Raw genomic sequence first — 24,857 nt, forward strand, 5'->3', positions numbered from 1 at the left:
GCCATGGCTGCCTGCGCCTGAAAGAATATGAGGTCATGGCTTTAACCTGAGTAGAGAACCTAGAGAGCGGTAAAGTTCAAAGGCGGATCGTCACGGGCATTAGCCCCCCACTCCGCCAGGCGGGTAATCACCTCAGGGGAGACTCCGGCTTGCTCGGCGGCAGCAGGTACGGCTAGGCCACCTTGGGCCAACCGCAGAAAGTTTTGTAGTCGGTTCCACAAATCCTGGTTTTGCGCGATCAGTCCTCTGGATTCAGCCACCTGAAGCCCTCGGCGCACATCCCCTGGCCCCAGCAATGGGTGAATGGGAGAAGCAGAGTTCACGACGACGGTGTGATAGTCGGGCTCGCCGGTACCGAAGGCGATGCGAAATTTGTAGAGGCGGCGATTGCCCCCAGCCGTCTCGGTAATTACGGTCAGCAGCGTGCCGTTGGCCCTGGGCAAATTCTCAAAGGTCAGCCCCTGAATGCGTCTCAGATGAACCACCGAGGGACGACCCGAGACACAGCCTGAGCCCGCAGCGGTAGAGCAGAGCGGTTGATCAAAATCGAGGACTACTCGGGACGGATCATCGATCCATACCCGCACAATGCTTTCGTTCGTCGGGATAAAGCTCAAGTTGGTGCCATAGCCGGGCCAAAGGTGAATGACAGGAGCCTGACTGCCGGTTAGCCCTTGGGCATGGCTGGCAGAAACGGAATAGGCTGACTGAGCTTGAGCAGGGTGGGATGAGATACTTGCAAGAGAAAGTGCCCCGGCCACAATCCAGGGAGTCCAAGGTGTTTTCATAGCGCCACCGTTTGATTCACGTACACGTCGACCTCAGTGCCTGGTGGCAAATACCAGACGATGGGGCGATTCAAAATTTCATCCAGGGCCGCCTGATTTCGCGACTCCATCTGCCCCGACAGCTGCTCAAACGCGCCTTCGAGAATCCCGGCTAGAAGATTGGGCTCTCCGGTGTCCTGGGTGATCGCGCTACCTCCAACAGAGGTGATAACCGAGGATGTTTTGGGTCGATTCACCAACCCTGCCGCCCGAGATAACCCGGCCATGGCCGCCATCGTGGCATCCATGCGAGCGATATCCATCCCTGGGTCGTCGTACTTCTGAGCGATCAGGGGAGTGCCCTCTACCCCTCGCAGTTGAACGGCTCCAGCGGACAGCGGGATCTCTTGACCGGCCTGAATGAACGAGACCACCGCGAGCTGCACCAGGCCGCTGTCCGCTACCGATGTCACCTGTACCACTAGCGGTGTTTCTGCTGGTAAGCCGATCTCTCCACTGGCGCTCAGCAGAGGCTCGGTCAGCTGCACCACGAACTGAGGGCTGTCTGTTTCTGCAGCCCCTGCTGACCAGATCAAAGGTGTTTCCAACACAGCGGGGGCTTGGGTGCCGGTCAGCAGCAGGGGCGATGTCGGGGGCAAGGCCACCGGCTGGCCCTGGAGAATGGCTGCCTCTTCGGCATGGTTAATGTCACGGGGTGAGGGTAGGGTGCTAACTTGAGCCACTGGCGCTGGAGCCTCCGTGACTAGCGGTGCAGAGGTTTCCTGCGGTAAGGGACTGCCCTGTCCGTAGCTCCCCAAATGGGACAGTGCTAGCCATCGTTCCGTTGGATCGACGGCGGGTTGATCCGCAGATTGGGAAACGACGGGACGGGCTGAAACCGCAGGGGAGACGGGGGCTGGTCGAGGCAGTGTTGGTGCTGGCGTGGGTCGCGCCGCTACAGGTTGGGGAGGCCGTGCCGGGGGTGGAGGTGTGGGAGAAAACTCTGGGCCTTCTCTGGCGGTTGGCGCTTCCGGTTGAGCCGTAGGCTCTTCATCGGCTAGAGCTTCCAGTTCAGCCTGCTGACGCCCCATCGCTAAATCGGTGAGCAGCTGGCCCCGGTCATCAGTAGCACTCAGCTCAGTTTCCTCAACCATAGGCTCTGGAAAATCGGCTTGCACCTCTTCAGCCGGTGGAGAGTCGTTCTTCATTACCCCGCTAGTGAAGACGGCTAAGACGCCAATCACCAGACCGGTTCCAGCTGCGACAACGCCCAGCTTGGTAAAGGGGTTAGCCGCCAGGGATAGCTTGGGCTTTGGATCGCTTAAGGCCTGCCCATCAATATCCTCAGCATCCAGAAGGGGTTCTGGGTCCAGAGGGGTGGCGGGTGAAACTGGATAAGCATCCTGTGCTTCGGTGGCGACAGGTTCTGGTAGGTGGAGACCGACCAGGTCGGCCATCTCTTGGTCATCCCACAGATTATTGGGTGTTGTCACTACAAGTCCTCCCGTTCAAGTTCACGGATGGCGTAGATTTGCAGGCCAGTTTGGCGAATGCTGTAGATAGCCTGCTCCAGCGGAGTTTCGCCATCGGGCACGGCTGGCGCGGTGACGGCCTCGACAAACACCTCCCGATTAAAGGGAATCGCCTGGCCCAGGGCATTGGCATCGTTAAAGACATAGAGATGAGCCACCACCGCCACCTTCCAGCGGCCCTCCCCAACCACCTCAGGGCTGCCGACATGGTTGATTACCATCACCACCTGACTCGTGCCGGTGAAGACTCCCGGTGGGGTCAGTTCGGCTACCCGCTTCAAAAAGTCCTGGCGGAAGTCTTCAGAAAAAGCAAAGCTGGCTTGCCAACTGGCGGTGGCAATATTGCGTCTGCCGCGTTCCACCTCAATCGGTAGGCCAGGGTCGGCCCTGGGCTGGCTGGCCTCTTCTGCCGTGGTGGCAGGCAGGCTGCCGCTCCAGTTGAACATCAGCACCAGAGTGTCATTGACGAAGCGCCGAATGGTTTCTGGAGTGCGCTCCCGAGAGCCCATAGTGCCGACTCGAATCGCCTGCCCGTCCTGCATTTGCACCAGGGTGGGGGCATCCTGGCGGCTGATGCGGCTCAGGGCACCGGCCTGAAGAAACAAAACCACCAGCATTACCAGCTGCAACCCCACGCTGCCCAAGACAAACAGGGGTAGGTAGTTTGTGTTGCGTTTCTCAATCAACTGCACCATGGGACATGTCCTTGTGAGTGAGGTCAGCGACGGACGCGGTAGGCCCGACGTCGGGCCGAGTAGCCAGGGGCACGGGCAATGCCACCCATGGCCCCCGTCCCTGCGATCACCCCAGCGGTACTGGTGAGGGCTCCAAAAACCGTCATGCCACCGCCCGACGCCAGGGCCAGAGAGAGAATGGGAGCCAGCAGACCGAGAAAGAAGGGGGCAATCAGGGGATGGGAATCCCCGGCATTGAGTACCGCCAGGGAGACCAGGCCCGAAAGGATGTTGAAGCTGAGTTTGGCGATCGCCAAAGAGAAGAACCCCGTCAGCCAGGCGAATAGTGGTTTGGCCCCCACCGGCAGCAACGATCCGCCCACGGCGAGCGGCCCCAGGGTGGCGGTCAGCAACAAGGAAGCTTCAATCAGCCACTGAAAGGCAATATGCAGCGCCATCAACAGACCTCGGGTCACGGTCTGAAAGCCCGAACCCATTAGCGCTCCTCCAAACCGCAGGCCCGAGTCGAGGGGATTGTCCCCGGCCTGAGCCGCCTCCAATGCACGGGATAGGGCATTGGGATTGCCGGTTCTAGCGCGGTAGTCTTCGATAAACTCGTGGGCTTCAATCGCCGCCAGCTCAATGCAATTCGCCCGTTCTTCGGGGTTTTGCAACTCATAGCACTGGTTGCGGCGCTGAATGATGGTCTGCTCCACCGAGCCTTCTAGAACCGCCGCCTGATAGGCCTCTTGCAGGCGGATATCAGCAGCCGTGTAGGACAAGACATCCTGGTTGACTTGGTTAATGTAGTTGCGGATGTCCAGGGTGATGGCCGCCAGGCGATCGCCGTTGTTAGAGAGCAGCACAATCACCAGCAGCGGCCAGATGAAGTCGGCGTAGGCGCGGCTGCTTTCCCCTTCCACCATCTGCCGCGTCCACTGGGTCATAAAGAGGAGCAAAGTCGCGACAGCGAACAAGACCCCGACCCGAGCCAGGGCAAAGTAAAGGCCCCCCTGAAGCACGCTCTCCCAGAGCTGGTTCCAGCTTTCAGCCACCGCTTCAGACGCGACAGCGCCGCCCTCAATGATGTCGGCGGTATCGCGGGGTAATTGGGCGATCGGTGAGATGGGCCAATCCAGCAGCATGGGGGTTCACATCTAAATTGACGTCATGACAAACAGACGTCTAGAACAAACGGGCCTGGGCGCTAATTTGCAGGGTGTCGAGGGCATTGCCCAGCTCTTGCAGGCGGCGGGCACGGGCCTCTTGATCCAGGTTCTGAGACATGTTGGCCAGGTTGAGGTTGGTCAACTGGGCATCCTGGCGAGATTGCAGCAGTTCTGACTGCACGGCCCCGAGAATTTCTGACTGACGCGCATTTTGCTGGGCCATCTGCTTGATCGCCGCCTGGGTGGACACAGCGGTCTGAGCCGAGTCGGCGTGCTGCTGCACCTGGCCGATGGTGTCCTCAATCCAGGTGATTTTGTCGCGGGTGGCGGCTTGCCCGCTCTGGCCCAGCACCGCATCGACTTGGGCGCGAGTGAGCTGCCGGTCAACTTCATTGGCGGTTTCAAGCCCCGCATAGATGCTGTCGGACTGGGCTAAATCGCCCTCCAAGATGGTCGCCAGTTCCGTCGAGATTTCGGAACGTACCCGGTTGGGGTCAACCAGGCCCAGATCGCCCAGGACGTTTTGAATCACACCCTCCAGATCGCCGGGCAGCGGCGTGAGCAGGCCAGAGAGGGTTTGCTCGATATAGGTTTTGCTGGTCTCGAAGGCCTGGCGGAAAATGCTGAAGATATCAGTAAAGGCGGTATCGACCTGGGAGGCGGCGGCAGGTTTGATGGGTGCCACCAGCAGGGTAGTGGCCAGGATGGGAAGTAGGGCAACGCGAAGGCGCGGGTTCATGAATGACCTCCAGTGGGTAGGGAGTTGAAAGAAGACAGGGGAACTTCAGGATGGGGATTGCGCTCGGCAAACCAGCGCTCGGTGATCACTGAGAGGGGTTCACCGGATTGAATCGAGAGCACCAGTAGCCGGGCGAATTCTGCCAGGCCGGTGAAGGTATCGGGGGCATGGCGCAGCACTAAGTCTCGGGTCGTCTGCTCATCGGGGTTATTGGCCACGGCGGCCAACTGGGCGAAGGCGGGATAGTAGCGGCAGTAGGTATAGAGGCCGTTGTTGTCCAATAACCACTGGCTGTAGATGCCCTCCCGTTTAGGAAAGAAGCTCTCGCTGGCATTGCGGCTGATGACAGACTTGGGATATTTGAGAATGCGCTCAAAGCTGTCTACCGCCATGGGCTGAATGCGACCAATCAGGCGAGTGGTCAGGTTTTGAAAGATCTTGGCGCTGGCGGGCGATTTATGGACGGTATCGGGATCTTGAGCCGAGATAATCACCCGAATCCCGGCCTTGGCTCCGTTGGCGCAGAGTCGGCCAATCAGGGCTCCAATTTCGTCAAACTCAAACAGGATGGGGGCTTCATCGATGAAGAAGATAGACGCTGGGGCTTCTAGGGCTCGCCGCAGGGCAGCGGCATAGGCAGAAAGGGCAAGCACAGCGGCATCTTCTTCGTTGGATAGATTGCGCAGGGCAAATACCAGCAGTTGAGCATCGGTCGGAAAGCTGGAGGGAGCCGAGATCGCCCGCCCCACCCGGCTGGAGAGCCAAAACCTGAGCCGTAGATCGATCATGTCCAGAGCCTTCGCGATGTTGCCGCCCACCTGGTTCAGATCCAGCTTTTCTGGGGTGCAGAAGTCGAGAAAGTCAGCTAGGGTCGGCATACTGCTCCAGGCCGCTGAGCCTAAGCGACCTTCCATCGCTTCCAGATAGCGCCGCTGAATCGGGGCATCGGCGAAGAAAGCATTGAGGGCCAGCACTAGAATCGAGCGAATGGTCTGGGTCATCACCGAGCTATTCGCTCCCGAACCCACAATCATGGTCAGCAGCGCCGACTCCAGGAATGACTGAAAGTCGTCGAGGCGTTCTTTGCGCTCGTCACCCGGCAGGTGACGCAGGTCAGGCAGCTCGAACAGGTTGTTAGACTCGCGGGAGATGTCGAAGTAGGCCCCCCCCACCAGTTGGGTGTAATCGGTGAAGGTCGAGGAGCCATCGGGCTTGGGAAAGTCGAGCGCGACTACTGGGAAGCGGTGGGCCAGCGCCTGGGTGAGGATGCCAGAGACCAGGACAGATTTCCCGGCTCGGGTGGTGGCAAACAGGCCCAGATTCTGGTGCTGGTTGAACAAATCCAGATGGATGGGTTGCCCCCCTTCTTCAGCAATCAGCTCAAAGCCACTCCTATCGCAGGGCTGGGTCACCACCAGCGGCATTAGCCCCGGTGCTTCGCCAGTCAGGTAGAGCTGCCGCCGTCCAAAGGGGGTCGCCATCAGCGCTTCCCAAACAATCGGCAGCGTCTGAAGCCACACTTTCCAGGCGTAGTCTTGCTCGCGCTCTACCCAGGCCGGGCGGCGAAAGCAGCTTTGGATATAGCGACAAGCTTCATCTAGCTGCTCCAGATCCGGTCGATGCACCAGAAATACAACAGCCGTGTGAATGGGTAGGGCACCCTCGAAGAGTTCCTCCTGGGCCTCAATCGAGCGCTTCATCTTCAACTCAGCGGCCACATCTACCGAGTGACTGTCTTCAGCCAAAGTGGCCGTCAGGTTTGACTGCTTCAGCATCCGCTGCACGGTGGTTTTCACCAGGGTTTCGTTGGCCCGCGTCAGCTGGCAGAAGATTTCGGTATCGGCCACCGTCTCGCGGGAGAGGATCTCCCACAGGTAGCGGAGCTGGGCCGATTCACTGGCCCAACCCCCAGGCTTTTCGAGGAACGTTAGCGGGGCTGCATACTGGCCCTTGACCTTGACCCAGGTTTTCCCGGCGGTGGGCACCCCGGCTCGCGTCAGCAGTGTGGTGCTGTGAATGTCGGAGTTGACCTGCTCGTGTAGGCCATCAGAATCCAGGATGATTAGTTGGGGAATGTTGATGGGGTTACTGGCGTTAAAGCGGTTCCACAGCAGTGCCCACAGATCCGATTCGCCAAGAGGTTTGACCGAGAGACCCATCTTGGTTGAGAGCACCTGCTCCCAGAGCAAAAAGCCGTCGGTAAAGGCCTTGGTGATCACCGTTTGCAGGCGCTGGTTTTTGGCCTGGCGCAGCTCACCTGTGAACGACTTCCACAAGGTTTCGCCTCTGCTGATCACCTTCTCGATGATGTCCTGGGCTCCTTCGGTACCGCTCTGGACGGTGTAGGTGACGTACAGCCGCAGGAACTTGGGTTTGCGCAGGCCCTGCTGAGTGAGTTGTTGGACTCGGGCGCGTTCAGCGGTGAGCAGGAACTTTAGAGCTTGGTTGGAGGCGATCTGGGTGAGTTGGGCTAAGGCCTGTTGGCGATCGCAGTCTGCCGAAAACGACCCCAGATGAATCGTCAGCCGCTCGCCGTTGGGCAAATCCTTCAGCCCCGATTCCAGCTGGTCAAAGACCGTCTTGACCTGATCGTCGGTCAATGTATTGTGGATGCCCCGGCAGTCGAAGCCAAACACAAAGCAGAGGTGCTCCCGGTTCTTGCCCTTCGTGAGAACGTAGGCTCCAACCTGCCGCCCCCGCAGTTCAATTCGCAGCATAGCGGCGAGGTTGAGCGCATCTTCAAAGGGCGTCAACGTGCTGACGAACTGGTTGCCGAGCTTGAGTCGGTGTTTGCCGATGGTCTGTTTCATCGTGAATAAACCTCAGATATCGGGCATAGCCGCGACTCCAGGTGGGAGTCGGCACAAATTTTGCGGTGAACTTCCAGCTCTGCCCCCCGGTGAGAATCCACCAGGTAGACATGCCCCAGGCGGCAATGAATCCAATCGAAATCCAGCTGAGGCTGAACCCTCGGCCTAACAGATAGGAGGCCCCCGTGATGCAGAACCAGGGAATGATCTGGTCGGCTGGAATGGGGCCTAACCGGGGTTGCGCTCCCAGGATGGTGTTAACGGGACGAAATTGAGATGCCATAAGCCGCTACTGGTGCTGAAAGGACGGTGTAGAGCTGCACCCTCGATCTGAATGGCCGCACAGCGACAACTAGCCGGTGATCAGCGTCGTTAGAACATCGCCAGCGGTGACGGCAATGATGATAATTAGCGGTGTGCGGGCAATAGTTTGCCAATCCTCGTCGTTGCGAGCGCTGTTGATCACCCGCACCAGCGAGATGCCGACATAGAGCAGAAACAGGCCCCGCAGCACGTTGAAGACCAGGGGAATGGCGTCGCCCGCAGCGGTGCCAAAGTTGGTAGTCATCCAGGTTTCAGCCCCACCAAAGAATTGGGCTTGGGCGGGATAGGCCAGCAGGGTGATCAGCCAGAGCAGCCCTAAACCCAGGAGCCGCCCAGCCTTTCGCCTAAAGCCCTGGGCCTTAGATGCCCGTCTGGATAGGGAACGGGAGGGTATTATGTCCCACCTCCAGGCAAGGCCTGTCAACCCTGCCATTACCAGCACCACGAGTAAGGCGGGGCCATGGATGAGGACATCTAGAGCGAGACATAGGAACGCTACGGCGAGTAGCGGCAGGTCTGGAAGCGGATTCATTCGACCTACCAGTCGTTCCACCAACGGAAAAATGTAGAGAGTTTTCATGGCTCAAATGAATTGAGTCTGACTGATGATTGAAGTCTCCTGAAATCAGTCAGATGACATGACTCGCGTGCTCACCAATGAGTGACCTATGTCACTTGAATTGCGTAATTTTTCGATCAATATAGCAATATTTTCTGGTGGTGGGGAAATGTCAATCTAAATTGTGGACTTAGACTCAGATAGCCCATAGTCACGCCTAAAGCCTATACAAGATGGTAGATATCGTGGCTGATTCTGTAATCTTGCGTCATGTTAATCAAGCTATTGAGCAATCTCTACTGATACTTAAGCAAGAAGATATTTTTTATACTTAGGTTATACATAATTCCCATTTGCCGGAATTTCTGCCGTCAATTATTAACGCAATTTACGGCGCACAAGAACTCTATGGTTACAGTCGAAATTGATCTATAAAAAATTTTTGAAAGCGACGCAACGGCATGTTATTAGGTTCCCTTTTGCCACAGATGTTTTCAACTCAATAGTTAAGGTTTAACTGACAAAATGACACAACAACTGATTTACAGACACAAAACAAGCTTATTGACGTCAATACGTCTTGATGTCTCTAAATTCACCATCTTAAATGCGGCAGGGGTTTGGGTAAGGCGAGCCTTGTAGAGGTGATCAGGAGCTGGGCGTTATACGAGGAGTGAAACACAGCTATGAAGACGGTAAGTTGTTTGTCGCTCTCTGGGGGGCAAGGGAAAACGTCGGTCTCGCTGCTGCTGGGACGGCTCCTGGCGAACCGGGGCCAGAAGGTGCTGATGGTGGATGCTGACCCGCAAGCGAATCTCACCTTTTATCTAGGCCATGATGTTCAGGCAAATGAACCCACCCTGCTGGAGGTGCTGAAGGGCCAGGTGGAAACAGCCGATGGGATCTATCCGCTGGCAGCGGCCAATCTGTTTTTGATCCCAGCTGATGAGGGGCTGCATAAGGCCCAGGAATACTTGGCCACCATCGGGATGGGAGCCATGGCTTTGCGCCATGCCCTGGAAGCAGTGGGGGATCTGTTTGATGTTTGCATCATTGACTCGCCGCCCCAGCGCACCCAGATTTGCTTATCGGTGGTGGGGGCCTCGGAATGGGTGCTTATTCCAGCGGAGGCCTCGACCAAGGGAGTAAATTCGCTGCTGTGTAGCCTGGAACTGCTGGAGGAATTGGGGCGCATACGGGCGTTTAAGGGCCAGGTGCTGGGGGTGCTGCCGTTTCGCGACAAATGGTTTGGTCGATCTCAGGCGACGGATAGTCGAGAGGCCATAGCGGCTATGCAGCAGGTGGCAGGCTCAATCCCGGTGCTGCCGTCAATTGTGGAGAGTGAGCGCTATAAGCAAGCGATTCGGCAGGGACAGCGGCTGTCAGAGATTGGGTACGGGGAGTTGGAATATCCGTTATGCAGGGTGATTGAGGCGTTAGAGCAGGGGCAAGGGAATGGCTGAGGATGCGCTGGAACGGTTGATGCAGCGGCAGCGCCCGAGTGTACCGCCCCGTGCCGATGGGTTGGGGGCAGAGTTACCTGTGAAGTCTCCTCAACAGGTGACAGTTGAGGGCAATGGGTCGGGATATAGTGACTCTAGCGAGTCTACGAGTGTTGACGTCAGTATGTCTGTTAGCCAAGATGATGAGGCGGAGTTACCGCAGCTAGTGCGGACAACGACCCGGTTGGAGGAAGAGATTGATAAGGCCCTGCGCCACCTCTGTATGGATGAGAAGATCACCAAAGAGGTGTGGTTTGAGGCGGCGTACCTCTACCTGGCGGAGCACCCAAAGGCGATGCAGGCGGTGAATGGGGTGGCAAAGGAGCGCTACCAGCGCCGGAAGCGGGCAGCGGATTTGAGGAAGCTGGAGACAATGCAGAAGCGATTGAGGGGTTAGACGATTGCGTCGGAGCTTGTTAAGCGAACGAATTGGGGCCAACCAATCGTGGTGACTTTAGAGTTTGGGGTTTTAATTACCCCAGGGCAGGGGGAGGTGATGAGCGTTCTAATGCGCTGGTGACAGGCAATTTAGGCAGCATTGAATCTCGTTGTTAGGTATGTTCGTTCCAACAACATGCCTAACAAAGCATAGATACTCAGTCTCACTAGAACGATTATCAGTCAAGCCATTGAAATGGCTTGAACCTGTAAAGTTGTCAAAAAGCCTGCAATTCTTGGATTTTGGAAAGCTAAGAGCTTGTAGAATATTGGGTATTTTATTACAGTAAAAGCTCTAAAGACTAATCCTTATGGCTCAGCAACAGCAAGATAGTGTTAACGAACCAGCGAAATATACTATGACGATTTCGCGCCTGACAGTAGATAAGTTAGGCGTGAAACTTTACGATAGAGTCTCTGCGGTGATTGCTGAGCTAGTATCCAATAGCTATGACGCAGACGCAACCGAAGTTGAAATCACTGCACCAATGGGAGAATTTCTTGCGACAAAACCTAACAATCAGTTAATAGATAAAGGCTATACAATTGAGATCTATGATAACGGAATCGGGATGACACCGGAGGAAGTAAATAACTTTTATCTCTGCGTTGGAGCAGATAGACGAACTGACAGCAAAAGAGGAGATGAATCCAGAGAATTTAAGCGAAAAGTTATGGGAAGAAAGGGGGTAGGGAAATTAGCGCCTTTCGGAATTTGTGAAAGAATAGAAATCTTAACCTCTGGCGGAGAAATGGTGAAGGGTGAGGATGAGAATGGACAAGAAGTTCAAGGATATTTGACTGCTCACCTAATTCTTGATCGAAGTGAAATCTTGCAAGAGACCGATTCCAATTACGAGCCAGAAGTTGGTGAACTAGATGGGACTGTAAGCTTAAAAACTGGAACATTAATAAAATTGAGTAAATTTTATAAAAGAGAAGTTCCTGACATAAACATACTCGAAAGACAACTGTCTCAAAGATTCGGAATTTCTTCACAAGACTGGAAAATTATACTTTTTGATTCAACTAAAACTGAAGACGATGCCGATTACTGTAGAGAGGTAGGAGCGTTTGATATCATTACAATGCCAGATACAAAGATAACGTTTAGTGAAGATAGAAATGCTTATAGGTTTGATGGAAATATTTTTTCAGATCTTAAGGCAGGATTTGAGCTTAACGGAGAGTTTTATCCCATTACTGGTTGGGCAGCATATTCTAAGGATCCATACAAAGATGATTTAATGGCAGGTATCCGCATATATTGCCGTGGGAAAATCGCAGCACAAACCACTGTATTTAATAGAGGCGCAAGTTTCTCAGGTGAGTATAGTATTCGTTCTTATTTGGTAGGTGAGATTCATGCAGATTGGCTAGATGAACAAGAAGAAGATCTAATTCAAACTGACCGAAGAGATATTCTTTGGTCTCATGAGTTAGGTCAAGAATTTGAGCAGTGGGGGCTGGCATTACTCAAAAAAGTTGGCAATATGTCTCGTAACCCAGTCAAGAAAAAGACATGGGAATTATTTAAGGAGAATTCAAACATTGAAGAGAGAATTCAGCAAGCATTTCCCAGAGAAGAGCAAAATAAAATACGTGAAGAAGCAATGGATTTTGCTCAACTAATTGGCCAAAAAATGCGTGAGGATGAAGTTTCTGATCCTGCTAGGACAGAAGAAATTGTTCAACTTAGTTTAACCTTCGGCCCTCATGTAACTTTGGATCGCAAGCTACGTGAAGCTGCGGATGATACTGAGGGAACCCCTATCGCTGTCGTCGCAGAAATCTTAAAAATTGCTCGAATTGCTGAGCTTTCATCTTTTGGTCGAATTGCTGATGACCGGGTCAGAGTTATTAATAGAGTAGAGACTCTAAAGGATGATAAGCAAACGCTTGAAGCCGCCTTTCAAGATCTTATTGAGCAAGCTCCTTGGCTTATAGATCCTCAGTGGTCTCCAATTACGCAGAATCAATCTTTTACAACATTAAAACAAGAGTTCCAGAAGTATTATGTAGAAAATACAGGCGAGGATATTCAACTTAAGGATTTTACAGATCCTAACAAAAGGGCAGACTTTGTGCTTTCAAATGAAGAGAACGTTATTCAAATCATAGAAATAAAACGCCCAAAACATAAATTTGAAAATCCTGAAATGGAGAGATTGAATAAATATGTAGAGCAGATGACAAGCTTTTTGGCTGAAGAAAGTCATAAGGACTTTACTAAGGTATTTAAGGGCTTTCACGTTACACTTGTGTGTGATGATGAGAAGTTGACAGGTGTTTATAAGACAGCATTTGAAGGCTTGAGAAAAGATGGGACTTTAACATATATTAGCTGGACATCCTTCCTCAACAGAACTAGAAAGATGCATCAGGATTTCTTAAATGAAGCTGAAAGACAAAAGAGATATGCAGCACAGGGTTCGTAGCCTACCTCAGCCAACAGCAATAGATATTTTCGCTGGGGGCGGCGGATTAACAGTAGGATTAAAAAAAGCAGGTTTTAGGGTAGTCGCTGCTGTTGAGATTGAGCCGCATGCATTCTCAACCTATAAAGCCAATCACCCAGAAGTACGTGCATTTAAACAAGATGTACGTACAGTTAAAGGTAAAAGTCTGTTGAAATTTTCACCTACTGGAAAAGTTGATCTTCTTTCTGGATGTCCTCCATGTCAGGGCTTTTCCGCTTTAACTTCCAAGAAAAAAGTTGATGCTGATCCACGGAACCAACTTGTTCTAGAAATGAGTCGCCTCGTAGAAGAAGTCAAGCCTAGGATTGTTATGATGGAAAACGTCCCAGGTTTGCCAAAGAAAGGTAAAGTGCTGTTTGATGAACTGCTACAAAAACTAGATTCTTTAGGCTATGTAATTAATTATGATGTCCTTCAAGTTGCAGATTATGGAATCCCTCAAAGTCGTCAAAGACTTGTCCTCTTAGCTGGAAAAGGGTTTTCAGTAGAGTTTCCAGAAAAGACTCATGCTAAAGCGGGAGAAGGCGATCTTCTGCCCTGGAAAACTTTGCGCGAAACAATTGGTTCAATGCCAGAGCCAGTGGTTTTATCTGACATCAAGGATAATAGCAGCCCACAACAGTACAACTGGCATGTTGTTCGTTCCATATCTCCAGAAACTTTGGCAATACTTAAGGCAGCTCAACCTGGCGAAAGTAGATTAAAACTTCCAATGGAATTACGACCTCCATGTCATAAAAATAGAAAGGATGGATTTAATAATGTGTACGGTCGTTTGTCTTGGGAGCAAGTCTCATCAACAATAACCGGCGGCTGTACAACTGTTAGCAAAGGTCGATTTGGCCATCCAGAGAGAGATAGAGCAATTTCTGTTCGAGAAGCCGCATTGATACAGACATTTCCGAAAGACTATATTTTTGATACACCATTCATCGACCATGTCTGTGAAATAATCGGAAATGCGCTGCCATGTGATTTCGCTGAAGTTCTTGCTCATCAGTGCTTTAAAGCGTTATCTCAGATAGATGAGAACCTGTCATAAGTAGGTAGACCTAAGTAATCAGCATACCGATCATGACACAGCAAGGCTTCTAGCAATTCAGGGCTACGTTTAATTAGCCTCACCTACTTAACTTGTTTAGACAGTGTTGCGATTAAGACAACCAGACTAGACGACCCTTGAACCAATCTACCGGCAAGTAACGCAAGTCTAGCTGCTCGAACAGGTTGTTTGACTCGTGGGGGATCTCAACGTGATCATTTCCTATCGTTAGAATTGAAGTCAAAAGTAGTTGCTTTCTTTCATCTTTCATGCAAATTGTCCTTCCTCCTGAACTAGAACAACTCATCCAACGCCAGCTCGCTGCTGGCAAATACCAATCTGCCCTAGAGGTCATCACAGCAGGCATACACCTACTCGACCAGCAAGACGATATCTATCAAGGGCGACTCCCCGAACTCCAGCAAGACGCCCAGATCGGCTGGGAAGCAGCCCAGCGCGGCGAACTCGTTAAAGGCCCCACCGCCATGGCCCAGATTCGAGAAAACCTGCGGTCTCGCCACGCCTCCGCTGAATAATGGCACCTCAGTTTTACCTAACCCAACCTGCCATTCAAGACATCGAGGCCATTGCAGACTACATCGCCGGTCAAACAGGGCTCCAGCAGGCCGAGCGTTTCCTTTCAAAGCTCGATGCCAAATTCGCCAGAATCACCCAATTCCCTAATCTGGGGCGGCCACGCGACGAAATCCTCCCTGAACTGCGCAGCCTCTCAATGGAGAGCTACCTCATTCTCTACACCGCAACCGAATCTAAAGTAGACATCTTGCGGGTCGTCAGTGGTTACCGCGACCTGACGAGCTTGTTCACAGACGACGAAGAGTAATCGATTTTTGGTAGACACGGTAGACGCCCGGTAGACACTCTGTCTACCGGGCAAAAACCTTTATCCACAGGCTATTCAGCCATTTCGGTAGACAGTAGACACTTTCCTCGCAATTCCCCATTGGCAAACCCTGTCTACTTGTCTACCGTTTCGCTATAACCCTTACCCATCAGCACTCTCAGCGGTAGACAGGGTGTCTACCGTTTCCTCAAATCTGTCTACCGCGTCTACCGTTGCCCGCCACCGCAGCCGATTCCCCATCCCCTGGGTTTCCCCATACCCCATCGCCTCCAGCTCTAAAAAATGAGCCCGAATCACCTCCACCCCCGCCTTCCGTAAACTGCGCTCATAATTCCGCACATCCTTCGCCCGCAGCCAGCCCCGCACCCGCGATAGCTGAATCAGCTTCGTATAGACCGGCTCCAGCGCTCCATCCACCGTATTCCCGTCCGCGTAGAGTAGCTTCACCTGGCCAATGAACCAGCGCCCCAGCTTAATTGCCGCCTGCATCTGGCCCGTATCCACCGCCTGGGTCGGCAAATGCCCCTCCACCGCCGCATTGAGGCAGTGCAGAATCAGCGCCAGCCGCCCCGTGTAGCCCTGCATCTTGGAATACACCGCCTGCAACCCTGGGTGGGTCTCCGTCACCCGCAACTGATCCAACTGGTCATACCAATCCGCAAACAATGCCTTGGCCTCAGGGCTGAGCCGATAGCACTGAGCCGTCAACCCCTCCAGCTGCTGATAAAGGCCATAGAGCCGCTCCGATATGTCATGGCGCACCGTCCGCCGAGGAAACGGCGCAGGCTTCAGCGGCAGCAGACACCACAAAAACCGCGCCCACTGGCCACTGGCATCCGAGCAATCCCCCATCATCTCCCGCAGAATATCGGGCTGAATCGTCCCCGTCAGGCTCAGGCTGGTGCGCGGCAAACTGATGCGCAAACCGCTGGCCCGATCCACCTTTAGCCCCGAGCCATCAAAGGCCGTCAGCAGCGACTCCTTATCGTTACCCCGGCCATTGCGGTACTGGTTCTGCCCCTTGAACAGACCCGCCAGCTCATCCGGCGTCACCAAAATGCCCCGCTCCGGCTGTTGGGCCTGGATGCGGGCGATCGCCTCCCGTGTCGCATCCGAGGTGTGATACTCCCGTGGCATCGGTTTTCTGGGTCGAATGCCCCTATCCTCCGCTCGGGTCTGCTCCCAATCCCGTAGATCAACTTCATACTCTGAGGCGGCATACTCATACTCCTGATCCGCCTCCGCCTGGAGTAACGAGAGCGGCCCCAAAATCTGTCGCTGAATCGGGCTCTTCTTGCTACCTGAGGGGGCTACCAGTCCTGTAAACACAATTGGCGGCACCGAGAACCCCATCCCCGTATCAATCTCCAGCTCCGTACCCACCCGCAGCAATGACGCCGCCACCGGCAGCAGCGTCACCAGCATCGCCGCTGGCGTCGCTCCAATCCAGGCAGCAATTTGCTCTAAGGGTTCTGCCAGGTCGGCGTGAAGATACTCCCCCAGACACAGCTGGTAATCGCCAATTTTGAGCAGCTGGTGAATCTCGGCCCGGCGATCATCCCGTTCCTCGGTTTGCTCCAGCTCCGCCTGCACCAGGGTAACCAGGTTACCGATATCCCTAGCCGATAGCCCCGTCTCCTGGTGCCATTGAACCACCTGCGCCGCCAGGGCTAGTTCGGTGGGGCTGATGCCCAGGTAGGTGCGAATCTGGTCTTGTAAGGCCTGCACCGACAGTCGCTCGGGGCCTTGAGTAGGGCTGGCCTCCAGCTGCCGCCGGTCTTGCACCGCCGCTCGAATCTGCTCCGCTGTGGCCCCGTCATGAATCCAATCCGCCACATCCAGCCCGCCATGCTTCGGCAGGTTATGCCAGCGCAGGCTATCCGGGTAGGGGTAGCACCACTGCGCCGAGGGGAAGTCCTGGGCGACTTCCTCCATATGGGCAATGCCGACCTGGTCGCGATCTGGACACAGCACGAGTTGGGCCGATTGCAAATCCTGACGGTAATCACCATAGCTGCGATACTTCTTCGAGCCCCCCAGGGTCGTGGTAGCGGGAATGCCGATCGCCCACAGAGCATCAGCGCAGCCTTCCCCCTCCACCATCCAGATGGGTTGACCGATGGCGATCGCATTCTGGACATCCCGGTAGCGGTAGATCGGCACCTGGGCTCTAATCTCAGGGGTCAGCCCCTTGACCCACTGCTGCCCATTCCAGTGGTACTGGACAAAAAACTTTGCACCGTTGCCCCGATCTACCCGAGTCACCTTCACCAGGGGCTGCCCAGTTCGGCTGGGATAAAAGTAATCCTGCCGCTGCTGGGGGCGAACTGGCTTCTCGGGTGCGGCGGTGGCTGCAAAGTATTGCCCCCACATGCCATCGGCTGTTGCGCCCCGATAAACGAAGCCGTCTACCGCCCCATCCTGGTCTACGTGGGTGTGACAGAACACCACCTCCTCATTCCAGCGGCAGTCTTGGTCTTTGATGCGTCCACAAATCGGACAGGGGAGCGATCGCCCTGAGTAAGTGTACTGTGCCATGGTTAGCTCCTGGTTTTAGGAGCCAGGCCACCACAATCAACCGGCTTTTTTAACCCTTAGCGGTGCTCAGTGTGGACATTTTCAATGTCTTTGCTATAGTGAGAAGACACCACTTCTAGCAGCAGATTAATGCCCTGGCTGGTTCGGCAAAAACCACATCAGGATGTTGATTGGCCTGGCTTAGAAAACAAACGAAAAGATTCAGCACCCTCGCCAATCAATGGCTGGGGTGTTTTTTCATAGGTTTTAGAGCTGAGATTTTAAGCCAGATTCTTAATCACAGACTTGATTGAGCTTGAAGCCCTCGACTTGGTTCAACGATCTTTTAATCGATGTCCAGATCGTTTATGAATCTTGCGCTGGTTGCTCAACAAACTGGCCTGGTAGATCTCAATGGCCCGTTGGTGAGCTACTGGGTCATGGCGGTTGTGGAGCCAGTCCTTGATCAGCTCTAAGTTGTAGCGAATGCAGCGACTATTCACTCGAACCCAGTGAACACCCTCGATCAACAGCCCCTGCACTCGATAGCGTCTCAAGGTGGTACCGCTGAGCTTCAGCGACTGGGTAGCTTCCTGCTTGCTGACAAATTGAACCATGGTTCATCCTTCCTCGCTTATACCGTTGAGGCCAAATCTCATGGGGAGGCAGGCCAAGTTTGCCCGCCACGACCTGCTCGATACGCCGAGATCGCTGTCGAGTCAAGGCATGGGAGACTGCCGAGGTGCCAATATTCAGTTCTTTTGCGATGCTGGTTAAAGTCCAACCCTGCTTGCGTAGAGCTGCTTTAATGTCTTCTACATGCATAGAATTGTCTTAGCTCCATCAATATATCGATGAAGTTAGCAATAAATAAATTGCATGTCAAGTGTTATAATTTGCATCTGCGATTAATGTAACTCTATGACTAATCCATTACCTGATGAGGCGCAGGCGGATGCCAAGGAAGTTGACCAGTTTCCAGTCCGCTTGAAGCAGGCGGTTGGCGACAAGAGCATTCGAGGCTTTGCCCGAGCCTGCGGCTTTTCTGACACCGTGCTCCGCCAATATCTCAATGGCCAGAGCGAACCCACCCGACCAGCGCTGCTCGCTATAGCCCGCACAGCACAGGTCAGCGTCGAGTGGCTGGCGACCGGCCAGCCTGTAGCGGGGGCTAAGGATTCGTCTAAAGCGTCAGCCGAAGATTATGTTTACAAGGATCCGCTGGCCTTTGAGACGGGCTGGCTCCGAGCAGAGTTCCCCAGTGCCTCTGAAAATTTGCTGCTCACCCAAGTGGTCGATGAAAGCATGGAACCGACCCTTCACCAGGGGGATTTAGCATTGGTGGACACCAACGATCGTGACTTAGAAACCGTGAGTCACGGTATCTACCTGATCAAGCTCAATGATCGACTGTTGATCAAACGCTTGCAGTACATAGCCGATAACACGCTGAAAGTGCTCAGTGACCATCCAGCCTACGAAGCCTTCTCAATTCAAATATCTGGGTCACCCAGTGGTCTAAGTCTGATGGGGAAAGTGGTTTGGTTCGGGCGCAAACTATGAAAGCAAGGTTATTAACCCAAACCTTATACCAATAAAAGATGAAAATGCACATAATTCAGGCTGCCCTTTGAAATGCGGTTTGAAGTAGGGCATCGAGAATGAAATCAAAGGAGGTGAGAGATTGCACGTGCTCTGGACTCAACTGGGCTAGCGCCTGATCAACCCGCTGCTTTAAGGCGTCAAGGGACGGGAAGTTTTCCCCCTTCCACGTAGCTTTGAGATGCTGCCAAAAGCGTTCAATCGGATTGAGTTCAGGCGAATGGGGCGGTTGAAACAGGGGAATGAGGTTTTCCGGCCACTGGATCGCCTTGGCCCGATGGGCTGGGGCTCGGTCGAGTTGCATCACCGCCACCGTGTCGCCGAGGGACTCAGAGAGGTCATCGAGAAACTGTTGAAAATTTACCTGGTTGAGGTGGGTATAGGTCTGACTCCAGTGCCATCCGCTCAACGGTTCTACGACTCCGTAGAGCCAGAATGCCTCTCGCGGCCAGTCTACTTTGGCAATCGGTTTGACCCCTTTGGCGGTAATCACCCGCGCCGTCTCGGTCTTGCGGCCTATCCGGCTCTCATCCTGGGCCAGATAGCGTATCGATGGCAGGTTGAGAATCGCTTGAAGTTCTATCAGGGCGAGGCTGAGGTTTTTTTAAAGGTCGCTATCGCCTCAGGTGCCTGCTTGAGGCTCCGAGGGCGAGGCACTTTGAGCTTGGCCTGAAGTTTATTGCGCACGAACTGCCGCACGGTTTCGTATTCCATGGCTAAGCCGCACTCTTGCTCCAACCAGTCCACAATCGCCCCATAGCTGCGAAACCCTTCCTCTGACGCTAACCGTTGTGTCAACTTCTCCAGCGTCTCCCCTCGAATCTGAGGTATGGCACCGGGCGCTTTCCGTTCCTCTAACAGCGCCGCTAACCCTCCCTGGCGATACAGCGCCAGCCAACGGGTAATCGTCGCAGGACTGCGGCCTAACCGCTCACTGATTTCCTGGCGGTAGCGGATTTGTCCGCTCTTGATCCACCACAGCATTTGCAACCGTTCTTTGCGAAAACCCGTTTTCGCCTGCTTTAGGCTTTTCTCCAGAAAGGCCTCGGGTTCTGAAATCTCAATGACAAAGGGGCGCGCCATCGCCGCTACAGCACCTATCACTACCCTTTATTATGCTCAATATCATACTGGATTGGTATTAGCCTGCAACTATTCCCCCACGCAGTTAATCAAAATTCTGGCACTTCGAGTTTGCGCTTTTTGCCTGCATAGTATTTATAAATAACTTCAGGAGAATTGCCGACTAGCCTAGCAACATCCTTTGCATCCAGTTTGCCCGTTTCAAGGGCATGGGTAATGAATGTATGGCGGGTTTGGTAAAGTTTTCGATACTCAATTCCCAGTCCTTTGAGAACAGTGCTCCAGGTACGGTTCCTGAAGTTATTAAGGTCTATAAATTTATTTTGAGGAGAGGGAAACACTAATGTTTCTGATTTCGCCTCTTCAGGTTTAATTGATTTCAGCAGCGCTCTCAAGGATTCATTGCATGGGAAGCTGCGCTTTTCCTGTGTTTTAAGGCCTTTACGGATACGTCTTCCCGTTTCGGTCAAGATAACAGCCTGAGAAAAGTCGATCTGCTTGTAATCACGAGAAATGTTTTCCCAATAGAGCGCTGCTGCCTCTGACGGACGACAACCTGTCGCGAATAGGAATTTAACCAGCGGTGTATAACGACTGTGCTTATAGGCTGAACGAGCTGGGCAAAACTGATCCGTCTCGATAGCTTGAATAATGGCATCTCGCTCCTGTAGCGAAAACGGATTGATATCATTCAGTCCATCTGTCGCTACTGACTTAGGCTTTTTGATCTTGCCAGCCATACCAAGAAACGGATTACGATCAATCATATCCGCTTCGATGGCCCAATCGCAGCAGGCAGACAAACGGGTAATAAAACGCTTACCGGCATCTAGCGGAATATTGACCAGCACATAATCTCTAATTTCTGTGGCACGAGATAAATCATAGGTCGGTAATCGATCAACATAGCTCGAAAACGGCCCATCATAGGTAGAGCGCATGGTGTTCGGCGAACATTGGGGCCGCTTGTACTCCACAAATTGCTCCCAGATGTTCGCGAGAGGAGCATCTGTTTGCGCCAAGGGAGCTTGATCCTTCCGAGATTGAGGCCTGTACTTATCCAAGGACGGATCTAGCCTATCGAAAGCCATATCAGCTTCTATAAGCTTGGCCTTGGCCTCGGCAATCCTTCGATTAACGACCGTGTCAGGCAGCTCAAGGCTTAGGTAGTGACGCTGCCCACCATAGGAGAAAACCAGTTGCAAGCGGTTATTTGACGACTTGACCTGAACGGTTCCCTTGGATGCTTTGCGTTTCTTAGGGGAGCTAGTCATGGGCATCTCCGCAAAATCAATGCATGTGTACTACTTTTGGCCATCTCAACTCTACCCCAAACTTACCCCAATAATGGGCTTAAAGTGGTGCAAAATGACCTAACGCCTACCCCAATTTTCGACGATTTTGAGGGTTGGCGAGTTCCATCAAGAACTTGAAGAGCCCTCAAAACAACCGTTTTCAGGGCTCTTCAGATTAAAGCGGGTGATCGGACTCGAACCGACGACATTCAGCTTGGGAAGCTGACGTTCTACCACTGAACTACACCCGCAGGTTGCCGTCGAGCAATTACCTTACCGACGGACTCCTATTATACGGTCATTTGCTCAAGGTATATTCCTTTGGCGAAGTTTCTGAATTTTGGGGCGACTTGGGGCCACCATCGCCCCCGCCCCGCCCCATTCGCTTTGCGATCGCGCCACTTAACCCAGCAATGTAGGTAAACAGCACCGGCACCACCACCAGCGTCAGCAGGGTAGAGGTGGTAAAGCCGCCCAGCACCGCGATCGCCATAGGGCTGCGGGTTTCGCCCCCGGCCCCTAGCTCCAGGGCGATTGGCACCATCCCCGCCATCGTCGAAATCGAGGTCATTAGAATGGGCCGCAGTCGGGTTGTCCCCGCTTCTATCACCGCTGCCTTCGACGATTTGCCCTGCTGCTGAGCCATCAGGGCATAATCCACCAGCAAAATGGCATTTTTAGTCACCAGGCCCATCAGCAGCACAATGCCAATCAGGGCAAACAGGCCCAGGGGCTTTTGGGTAATCAGCAGCCCTATCAGCGCCCCCCCTACCGAGAGGGGCAGCGCCGCCATGACCGCCACCGGGTAAATAAAGCTGTTGTAGAGCAGCACCAGCACCGCAAAAATCATCAGCACCGCCGTCGCCAGGGCGAGGGCAAAGCGGCTGAAAATGTCGCGCATAATTTCGGCATCACCTGAGGGCTGCTGGGTCACGCCAGCCGGAAGGTTTTGCATGGTGGGCAACTCGTCAACAATCTCCAGGCCCTGCCCCAGGGTCATGCCCTGGAGGTTGGCCCCAATCGTGACCTGGCGAGCGCGATCGAAGCGATCGATTTGGGCTGGGCCGCTGCCAAATTGCAGGTCGGCCACAGCGGCGAGGGGCACCAAACCATCGCCCTGGCTAGGGACGCGCAGGGTTTGCAGAATCTCTGGGTCGTCGCGAAAGGCGGGGTCGATCTGCACGCGAATGGGAATCTGGCGGTCGCCCAGGTTAAAGTCAGCCAGGTTAGCGTCGGTATCGCCCAGGGTGGCGAGGGAGGCGGTGGCCGCGATCGCCTGTACCGTCACTCCCAGGTCGGCGGCGCGGGCAATATCGGGAATAATCTGCACCTCAGGCCGCACCAGGCTAGCGCTGGAGTTGACATCGACAAACCCTGCAACTTCCCGCATTTCACGCGTTAGCGCATCCGAAGCCTCGCGCAGTGCCACCGGGTCTTCACTCTTGAGCACCACGGTCAAGTCTTTACCCTCGCCAGAGGCACCCTGGCTCTGCACGCTAACTCGTGCCCCCGGCACCTGCTGAAAAATGTCGCGAGCCTGTTGCTCAAACTCGGATTGGGAAAGATCGCGTTCCCCCTTCGGCAGCAGACGAGCATAAAGCGTCGCCGTGTTCACGCCGCTGTCACCCCCTTCTGTCGCCAAAACAGCGTCTACAGCAGGGTTCGACAAGAGGCCCTCGGTCACCTGAGTCGTCGCCCGTTGGGTATCGGCCAGGGTGCCCCCCGGCGGCAGCTCCACCGAAATAGTCGATAGGCCCGAGTCGCTGCTATCGAACAGGTTGGTCGGAATGTAGGGCACCAGCCGCAGGCTGCCGACAAAGAAAATCAGCGCCAGGGCCATCGTCAGGCCTCGGTGCCGCATCGCCCAGCCCAGCAGAGAGCGATAGGGGCCACGCCGAGGCCGCTGGTCATGGCCATTCAACGGCTCGTCAGCAGTCGCTCCAATCGGCTTCAGCAGGTAGGCCGCCATCATTGGCGTTACCAGGCGGGCTACCACGGTCGAAAACACCGTCGCCGTGGCTACCGTCACGCCAAAGGGTTGAAAAAACTGGCCCGGAATGCCCCCCATAAAGGCCACCGGCAAAAACACCGCCACAATCGTTGCCGTGGTGGTCAGCACCGCCAGCCCCACTTCAGCGGTCGAGTCTAGCGCCGCCTGAAACGGGCGTTTGCCCATCCGCATGTGGCGCTCAACGTTTTCAATTTCGACGATCGCGTCGTCGACCAGGTTGCCCACCGCCAGGGTCAGCGCCAGCAGGGTCATGCTGTTGAGGGTGTAGTCAAACCACTGCAGCACCAAAAAGGTCGGAATAATCGACAGCGGCAGGGCCGTAGCGGTAATCAGCGTTGCCCGCCAGTCGCGCAAAAACACACCGACGACGACGACCGCCAGTATGCAGCCCAAAATCAGCGAGTCAATGGAGGCCTGATACGAGTCGCGAATTTCGTCGGCGCGGGTAAAAATTAGCTCGATATCAATATCGTCGGGCAGGGTTTCCTGCAGGCGCGCCACCGCTTCCCGCACCCCGTCTTCCACCGAAACCAAAACGCTGCCCGTGCTGCGATAGACCGAGAACGCCACCACCGGCTCGTTGTTAAGCTGGGCCGAGCGTCGGGCCTCCTGAAAGCCGCTTTCGACCGTGCCCAGGGTGCTCAGCGGTACCGTGCTGCCGCCGGGCAGGGTAATGCGGTAGGCCTGCAGCGCCTCTACCGTAGCGGCGCTGCCCAGGGTGCGAAAGCTCTGCTCCTGACCGCCCAGCGTCGCCCGACCGCTCGGCAAGTTCACGTTCAGGGCCCGAATTTGATCATTCACCTGGGTCGCGGTAATGCCCAAGGCATCGAGCTGGGCCGGGTCGAGGTCAACCCGCACCTCGGGGTCAACGCCGCCTACCCGGTCAACCCGCGCCACCCCTTCCACCGTCAGAATTTCCTGGCTGATGGTGCGATCGACCAGGTCGCTAAGCTCTTCCACCGATCGCTGCTCAGAGTTGACGGCATAGGTCATAATCACGCCGCCGCTAAAGTCGAGCCGCTGAATCACCGGCTCCTGAATGCTGCCGGGCAGGTCTTGGCGAATGCGGGTGACGGCATCGCGCACGTCGTTGGTGGCCCGGTCTACGTCGGTACCCAACAAAAAGGTAATCGATGTCGTCGATGAGCCCTCCCGCACGGTAGAGCGCAGCTCGTCAATATTGCCCAGTCCGGCTACGGCGTCTTCAATTTTTTTGGTGACCTGGCTTTCCAGTTCCTCAGGCCCGGCCCCGGTTTGGGTCACGGTAACGCTGACCGCCGGCAGGTCGATGTTGGGGTTTTCATCAATGCCCAGCTGCCCAAAGGCAATCAACCCCCCCAGGGTCAGCACCAGGAAGAGCACGATAACGGGAATCGGGCGACGAATAGACCAGCCGGAGAGGTTCATGGAGGGGCAGTTGGGTGGATGGGTAGGCGGGTGGGTGCGTG

22 protein-coding genes and 1 tRNA gene are annotated in these 24,857 nt (G+C 54.4%); 7 read left to right on the forward strand and 16 right to left on the reverse strand.

Annotated elements, in window-relative coordinates; genetic code table 11:
* Positions 1–59: 59 nt before the first annotated feature.
* From ACQ4N7_RS12115 to ACQ4N7_RS12150, 8 genes are all read right to left on the reverse strand, one after another.
* Positions 60–788, reverse strand: a complete 729-nt coding sequence (locus tag ACQ4N7_RS12115; protein WP_156119693.1) for a hypothetical protein — start codon at positions 786–788, stop codon at positions 60–62.
* A complete protein-coding gene (locus tag ACQ4N7_RS12120; protein ID WP_081972545.1) occupies positions 785–2,260 on the reverse strand; it encodes a TrbI/VirB10 family protein in 1,476 nt (491 codons plus the stop codon). Before ACQ4N7_RS12120 ends, ACQ4N7_RS12115 begins: the two co-directional genes overlap by 4 nt.
* Positions 2,260–2,994 carry a hypothetical protein gene (locus ACQ4N7_RS12125; RefSeq protein WP_035985570.1) on the reverse strand — a complete coding sequence of 245 codons (735 nt, stop codon included), beginning with the start codon at positions 2,992–2,994 and terminating at the stop codon, positions 2,260–2,262. The genes ACQ4N7_RS12120 and ACQ4N7_RS12125 overlap by 1 nt, the downstream gene beginning before the upstream one ends.
* Before the next feature lie 23 nt (positions 2,995–3,017).
* Positions 3,018–4,118 carry a hypothetical protein gene (locus ACQ4N7_RS12130; protein WP_052049954.1) on the reverse strand — a complete coding sequence of 367 codons (1,101 nt, stop codon included), beginning with the start codon at positions 4,116–4,118 and terminating at the stop codon, positions 3,018–3,020.
* 40 nt (positions 4,119–4,158) lie between these two features.
* Positions 4,159–4,881 carry a hypothetical protein gene (locus ACQ4N7_RS12135; protein WP_035985571.1) on the reverse strand — a complete coding sequence of 241 codons (723 nt, stop codon included), beginning with the start codon at positions 4,879–4,881 and terminating at the stop codon, positions 4,159–4,161.
* On the reverse strand, positions 4,878–7,691 hold the full coding sequence (locus tag ACQ4N7_RS12140) for a hypothetical protein (RefSeq protein WP_197064787.1): 2,814 nt from the start codon (positions 7,689–7,691) through the stop codon (positions 4,878–4,880). The genes ACQ4N7_RS12135 and ACQ4N7_RS12140 overlap by 4 nt, the downstream gene beginning before the upstream one ends.
* Complete coding sequence (locus tag ACQ4N7_RS12145; RefSeq protein WP_072016015.1) at positions 7,621–7,974, reverse strand: hypothetical protein; 354 nt, start codon at positions 7,972–7,974, stop codon at positions 7,621–7,623. Before ACQ4N7_RS12145 ends, ACQ4N7_RS12140 begins: the two co-directional genes overlap by 71 nt.
* A gap of 69 nt (positions 7,975–8,043) precedes the next feature.
* Positions 8,044–8,595 carry a hypothetical protein gene (locus tag ACQ4N7_RS12150; protein ID WP_430711782.1) on the reverse strand — a complete coding sequence of 184 codons (552 nt, stop codon included), beginning with the start codon at positions 8,593–8,595 and terminating at the stop codon, positions 8,044–8,046.
* 665 nt (positions 8,596–9,260) lie between these two features.
* On the opposite strand from ACQ4N7_RS12150, the gene ACQ4N7_RS12155 reads away from it, so the two are divergent.
* The 6 genes from ACQ4N7_RS12155 to ACQ4N7_RS12180 all read left to right on the forward strand — a co-directional run bounded on the left by ACQ4N7_RS12155 (position 9,261) and on the right by ACQ4N7_RS12180 (position 14,880).
* A complete protein-coding gene (locus ACQ4N7_RS12155; protein WP_035985572.1) occupies positions 9,261–10,037 on the forward strand; it encodes a ParA family protein in 777 nt (258 codons plus the stop codon).
* Positions 10,030–10,473, forward strand: a complete 444-nt coding sequence (locus ACQ4N7_RS12160) for a hypothetical protein (protein WP_035985573.1) — start codon at positions 10,030–10,032, stop codon at positions 10,471–10,473. The genes ACQ4N7_RS12155 and ACQ4N7_RS12160 overlap by 8 nt, the downstream gene beginning before the upstream one ends.
* A gap of 352 nt (positions 10,474–10,825) precedes the next feature.
* Positions 10,826–12,952 carry an ATP-binding protein gene (locus ACQ4N7_RS12165; RefSeq protein WP_052049957.1) on the forward strand — a complete coding sequence of 709 codons (2,127 nt, stop codon included), beginning with the start codon at positions 10,826–10,828 and terminating at the stop codon, positions 12,950–12,952.
* The gene (locus tag ACQ4N7_RS12170; RefSeq protein ID WP_197064788.1) at positions 12,909–14,036 is read left to right on the forward strand and encodes a DNA cytosine methyltransferase; all 1,128 of its coding nucleotides are present in this window, start codon (positions 12,909–12,911) and stop codon (positions 14,034–14,036) included. The genes ACQ4N7_RS12165 and ACQ4N7_RS12170 overlap by 44 nt, the downstream gene beginning before the upstream one ends.
* Positions 14,037–14,305: 269 nt before the next feature.
* Positions 14,306–14,572: a ribbon-helix-helix domain-containing protein gene (locus ACQ4N7_RS12175; protein WP_035985575.1), complete on the forward strand. Its 267-nt coding sequence runs from the start codon at positions 14,306–14,308 to the stop codon at positions 14,570–14,572.
* Positions 14,572–14,880 carry a type II toxin-antitoxin system RelE/ParE family toxin gene (locus ACQ4N7_RS12180; protein ID WP_035985576.1) on the forward strand — a complete coding sequence of 103 codons (309 nt, stop codon included), beginning with the start codon at positions 14,572–14,574 and terminating at the stop codon, positions 14,878–14,880. Before ACQ4N7_RS12175 ends, ACQ4N7_RS12180 begins: the two co-directional genes overlap by 1 nt.
* A gap of 162 nt (positions 14,881–15,042) precedes the next feature.
* Here ACQ4N7_RS12180 and ACQ4N7_RS12185 read toward each other — a convergent pair whose 3' ends face one another.
* The 3 genes from ACQ4N7_RS12185 to ACQ4N7_RS12195 all read right to left on the reverse strand — a co-directional run bounded on the left by ACQ4N7_RS12185 (position 15,043) and on the right by ACQ4N7_RS12195 (position 18,243).
* The gene (locus ACQ4N7_RS12185; RefSeq protein ID WP_225885247.1) at positions 15,043–17,439 is read right to left on the reverse strand and encodes a DUF3987 domain-containing protein; all 2,397 of its coding nucleotides are present in this window, start codon (positions 17,437–17,439) and stop codon (positions 15,043–15,045) included.
* Positions 17,440–17,753: 314 nt separating this feature from the next.
* Positions 17,754–17,975 (reverse strand): hypothetical protein, encoded by a 222-nt coding sequence (locus ACQ4N7_RS12190; protein WP_225885248.1) that lies wholly within the window; start codon positions 17,973–17,975, stop codon positions 17,754–17,756.
* The gene (locus ACQ4N7_RS12195) at positions 17,914–18,243 is read right to left on the reverse strand and encodes a helix-turn-helix domain-containing protein (RefSeq protein ID WP_072016017.1); all 330 of its coding nucleotides are present in this window, start codon (positions 18,241–18,243) and stop codon (positions 17,914–17,916) included. The genes ACQ4N7_RS12190 and ACQ4N7_RS12195 overlap by 62 nt, the downstream gene beginning before the upstream one ends.
* A 96-nt stretch (positions 18,244–18,339) precedes the next feature.
* Between ACQ4N7_RS12195 and ACQ4N7_RS12200 the strand changes: the two genes are divergently transcribed.
* On the forward strand, positions 18,340–18,981 hold the full coding sequence (locus ACQ4N7_RS12200; RefSeq protein WP_035985579.1) for an XRE family transcriptional regulator: 642 nt from the start codon (positions 18,340–18,342) through the stop codon (positions 18,979–18,981).
* A gap of 55 nt (positions 18,982–19,036) precedes the next feature.
* Here the strand turns inward: ACQ4N7_RS12200 and ACQ4N7_RS12205 are convergent, their stop codons facing one another.
* The 5 genes from ACQ4N7_RS12205 to ACQ4N7_RS12225 all read right to left on the reverse strand — a co-directional run bounded on the left by ACQ4N7_RS12205 (position 19,037) and on the right by ACQ4N7_RS12225 (position 24,816).
* A complete protein-coding gene (locus ACQ4N7_RS12205; protein ID WP_430711795.1) occupies positions 19,037–19,606 on the reverse strand; it encodes an IS630 family transposase in 570 nt (189 codons plus the stop codon).
* A complete protein-coding gene (locus tag ACQ4N7_RS12210) occupies positions 19,603–20,103 on the reverse strand; it encodes a helix-turn-helix domain-containing protein (protein ID WP_430711783.1) in 501 nt (166 codons plus the stop codon). Before ACQ4N7_RS12210 ends, ACQ4N7_RS12205 begins: the two co-directional genes overlap by 4 nt.
* A gap of 89 nt (positions 20,104–20,192) precedes the next feature.
* The gene (locus ACQ4N7_RS12215; protein ID WP_035989049.1) at positions 20,193–21,377 is read right to left on the reverse strand and encodes a site-specific integrase; all 1,185 of its coding nucleotides are present in this window, start codon (positions 21,375–21,377) and stop codon (positions 20,193–20,195) included.
* Positions 21,378–21,577: 200 nt separating this feature from the next.
* Positions 21,578–21,649 (reverse strand) — tRNA-Gly (locus ACQ4N7_RS12220).
* Between the two features lie 47 nt (positions 21,650–21,696).
* Positions 21,697–24,816 (reverse strand): efflux RND transporter permease subunit, encoded by a 3,120-nt coding sequence (locus tag ACQ4N7_RS12225; protein ID WP_430711784.1) that lies wholly within the window; start codon positions 24,814–24,816, stop codon positions 21,697–21,699.
* Positions 24,817–24,857 lie beyond the last annotated feature (41 nt).

The organism is Nodosilinea sp. AN01ver1, from assembly GCF_050565655.1.
Taxonomy (GTDB): domain Bacteria; phylum Cyanobacteriota; class Cyanobacteriia; order Phormidesmidales; family Phormidesmidaceae; genus Nodosilinea.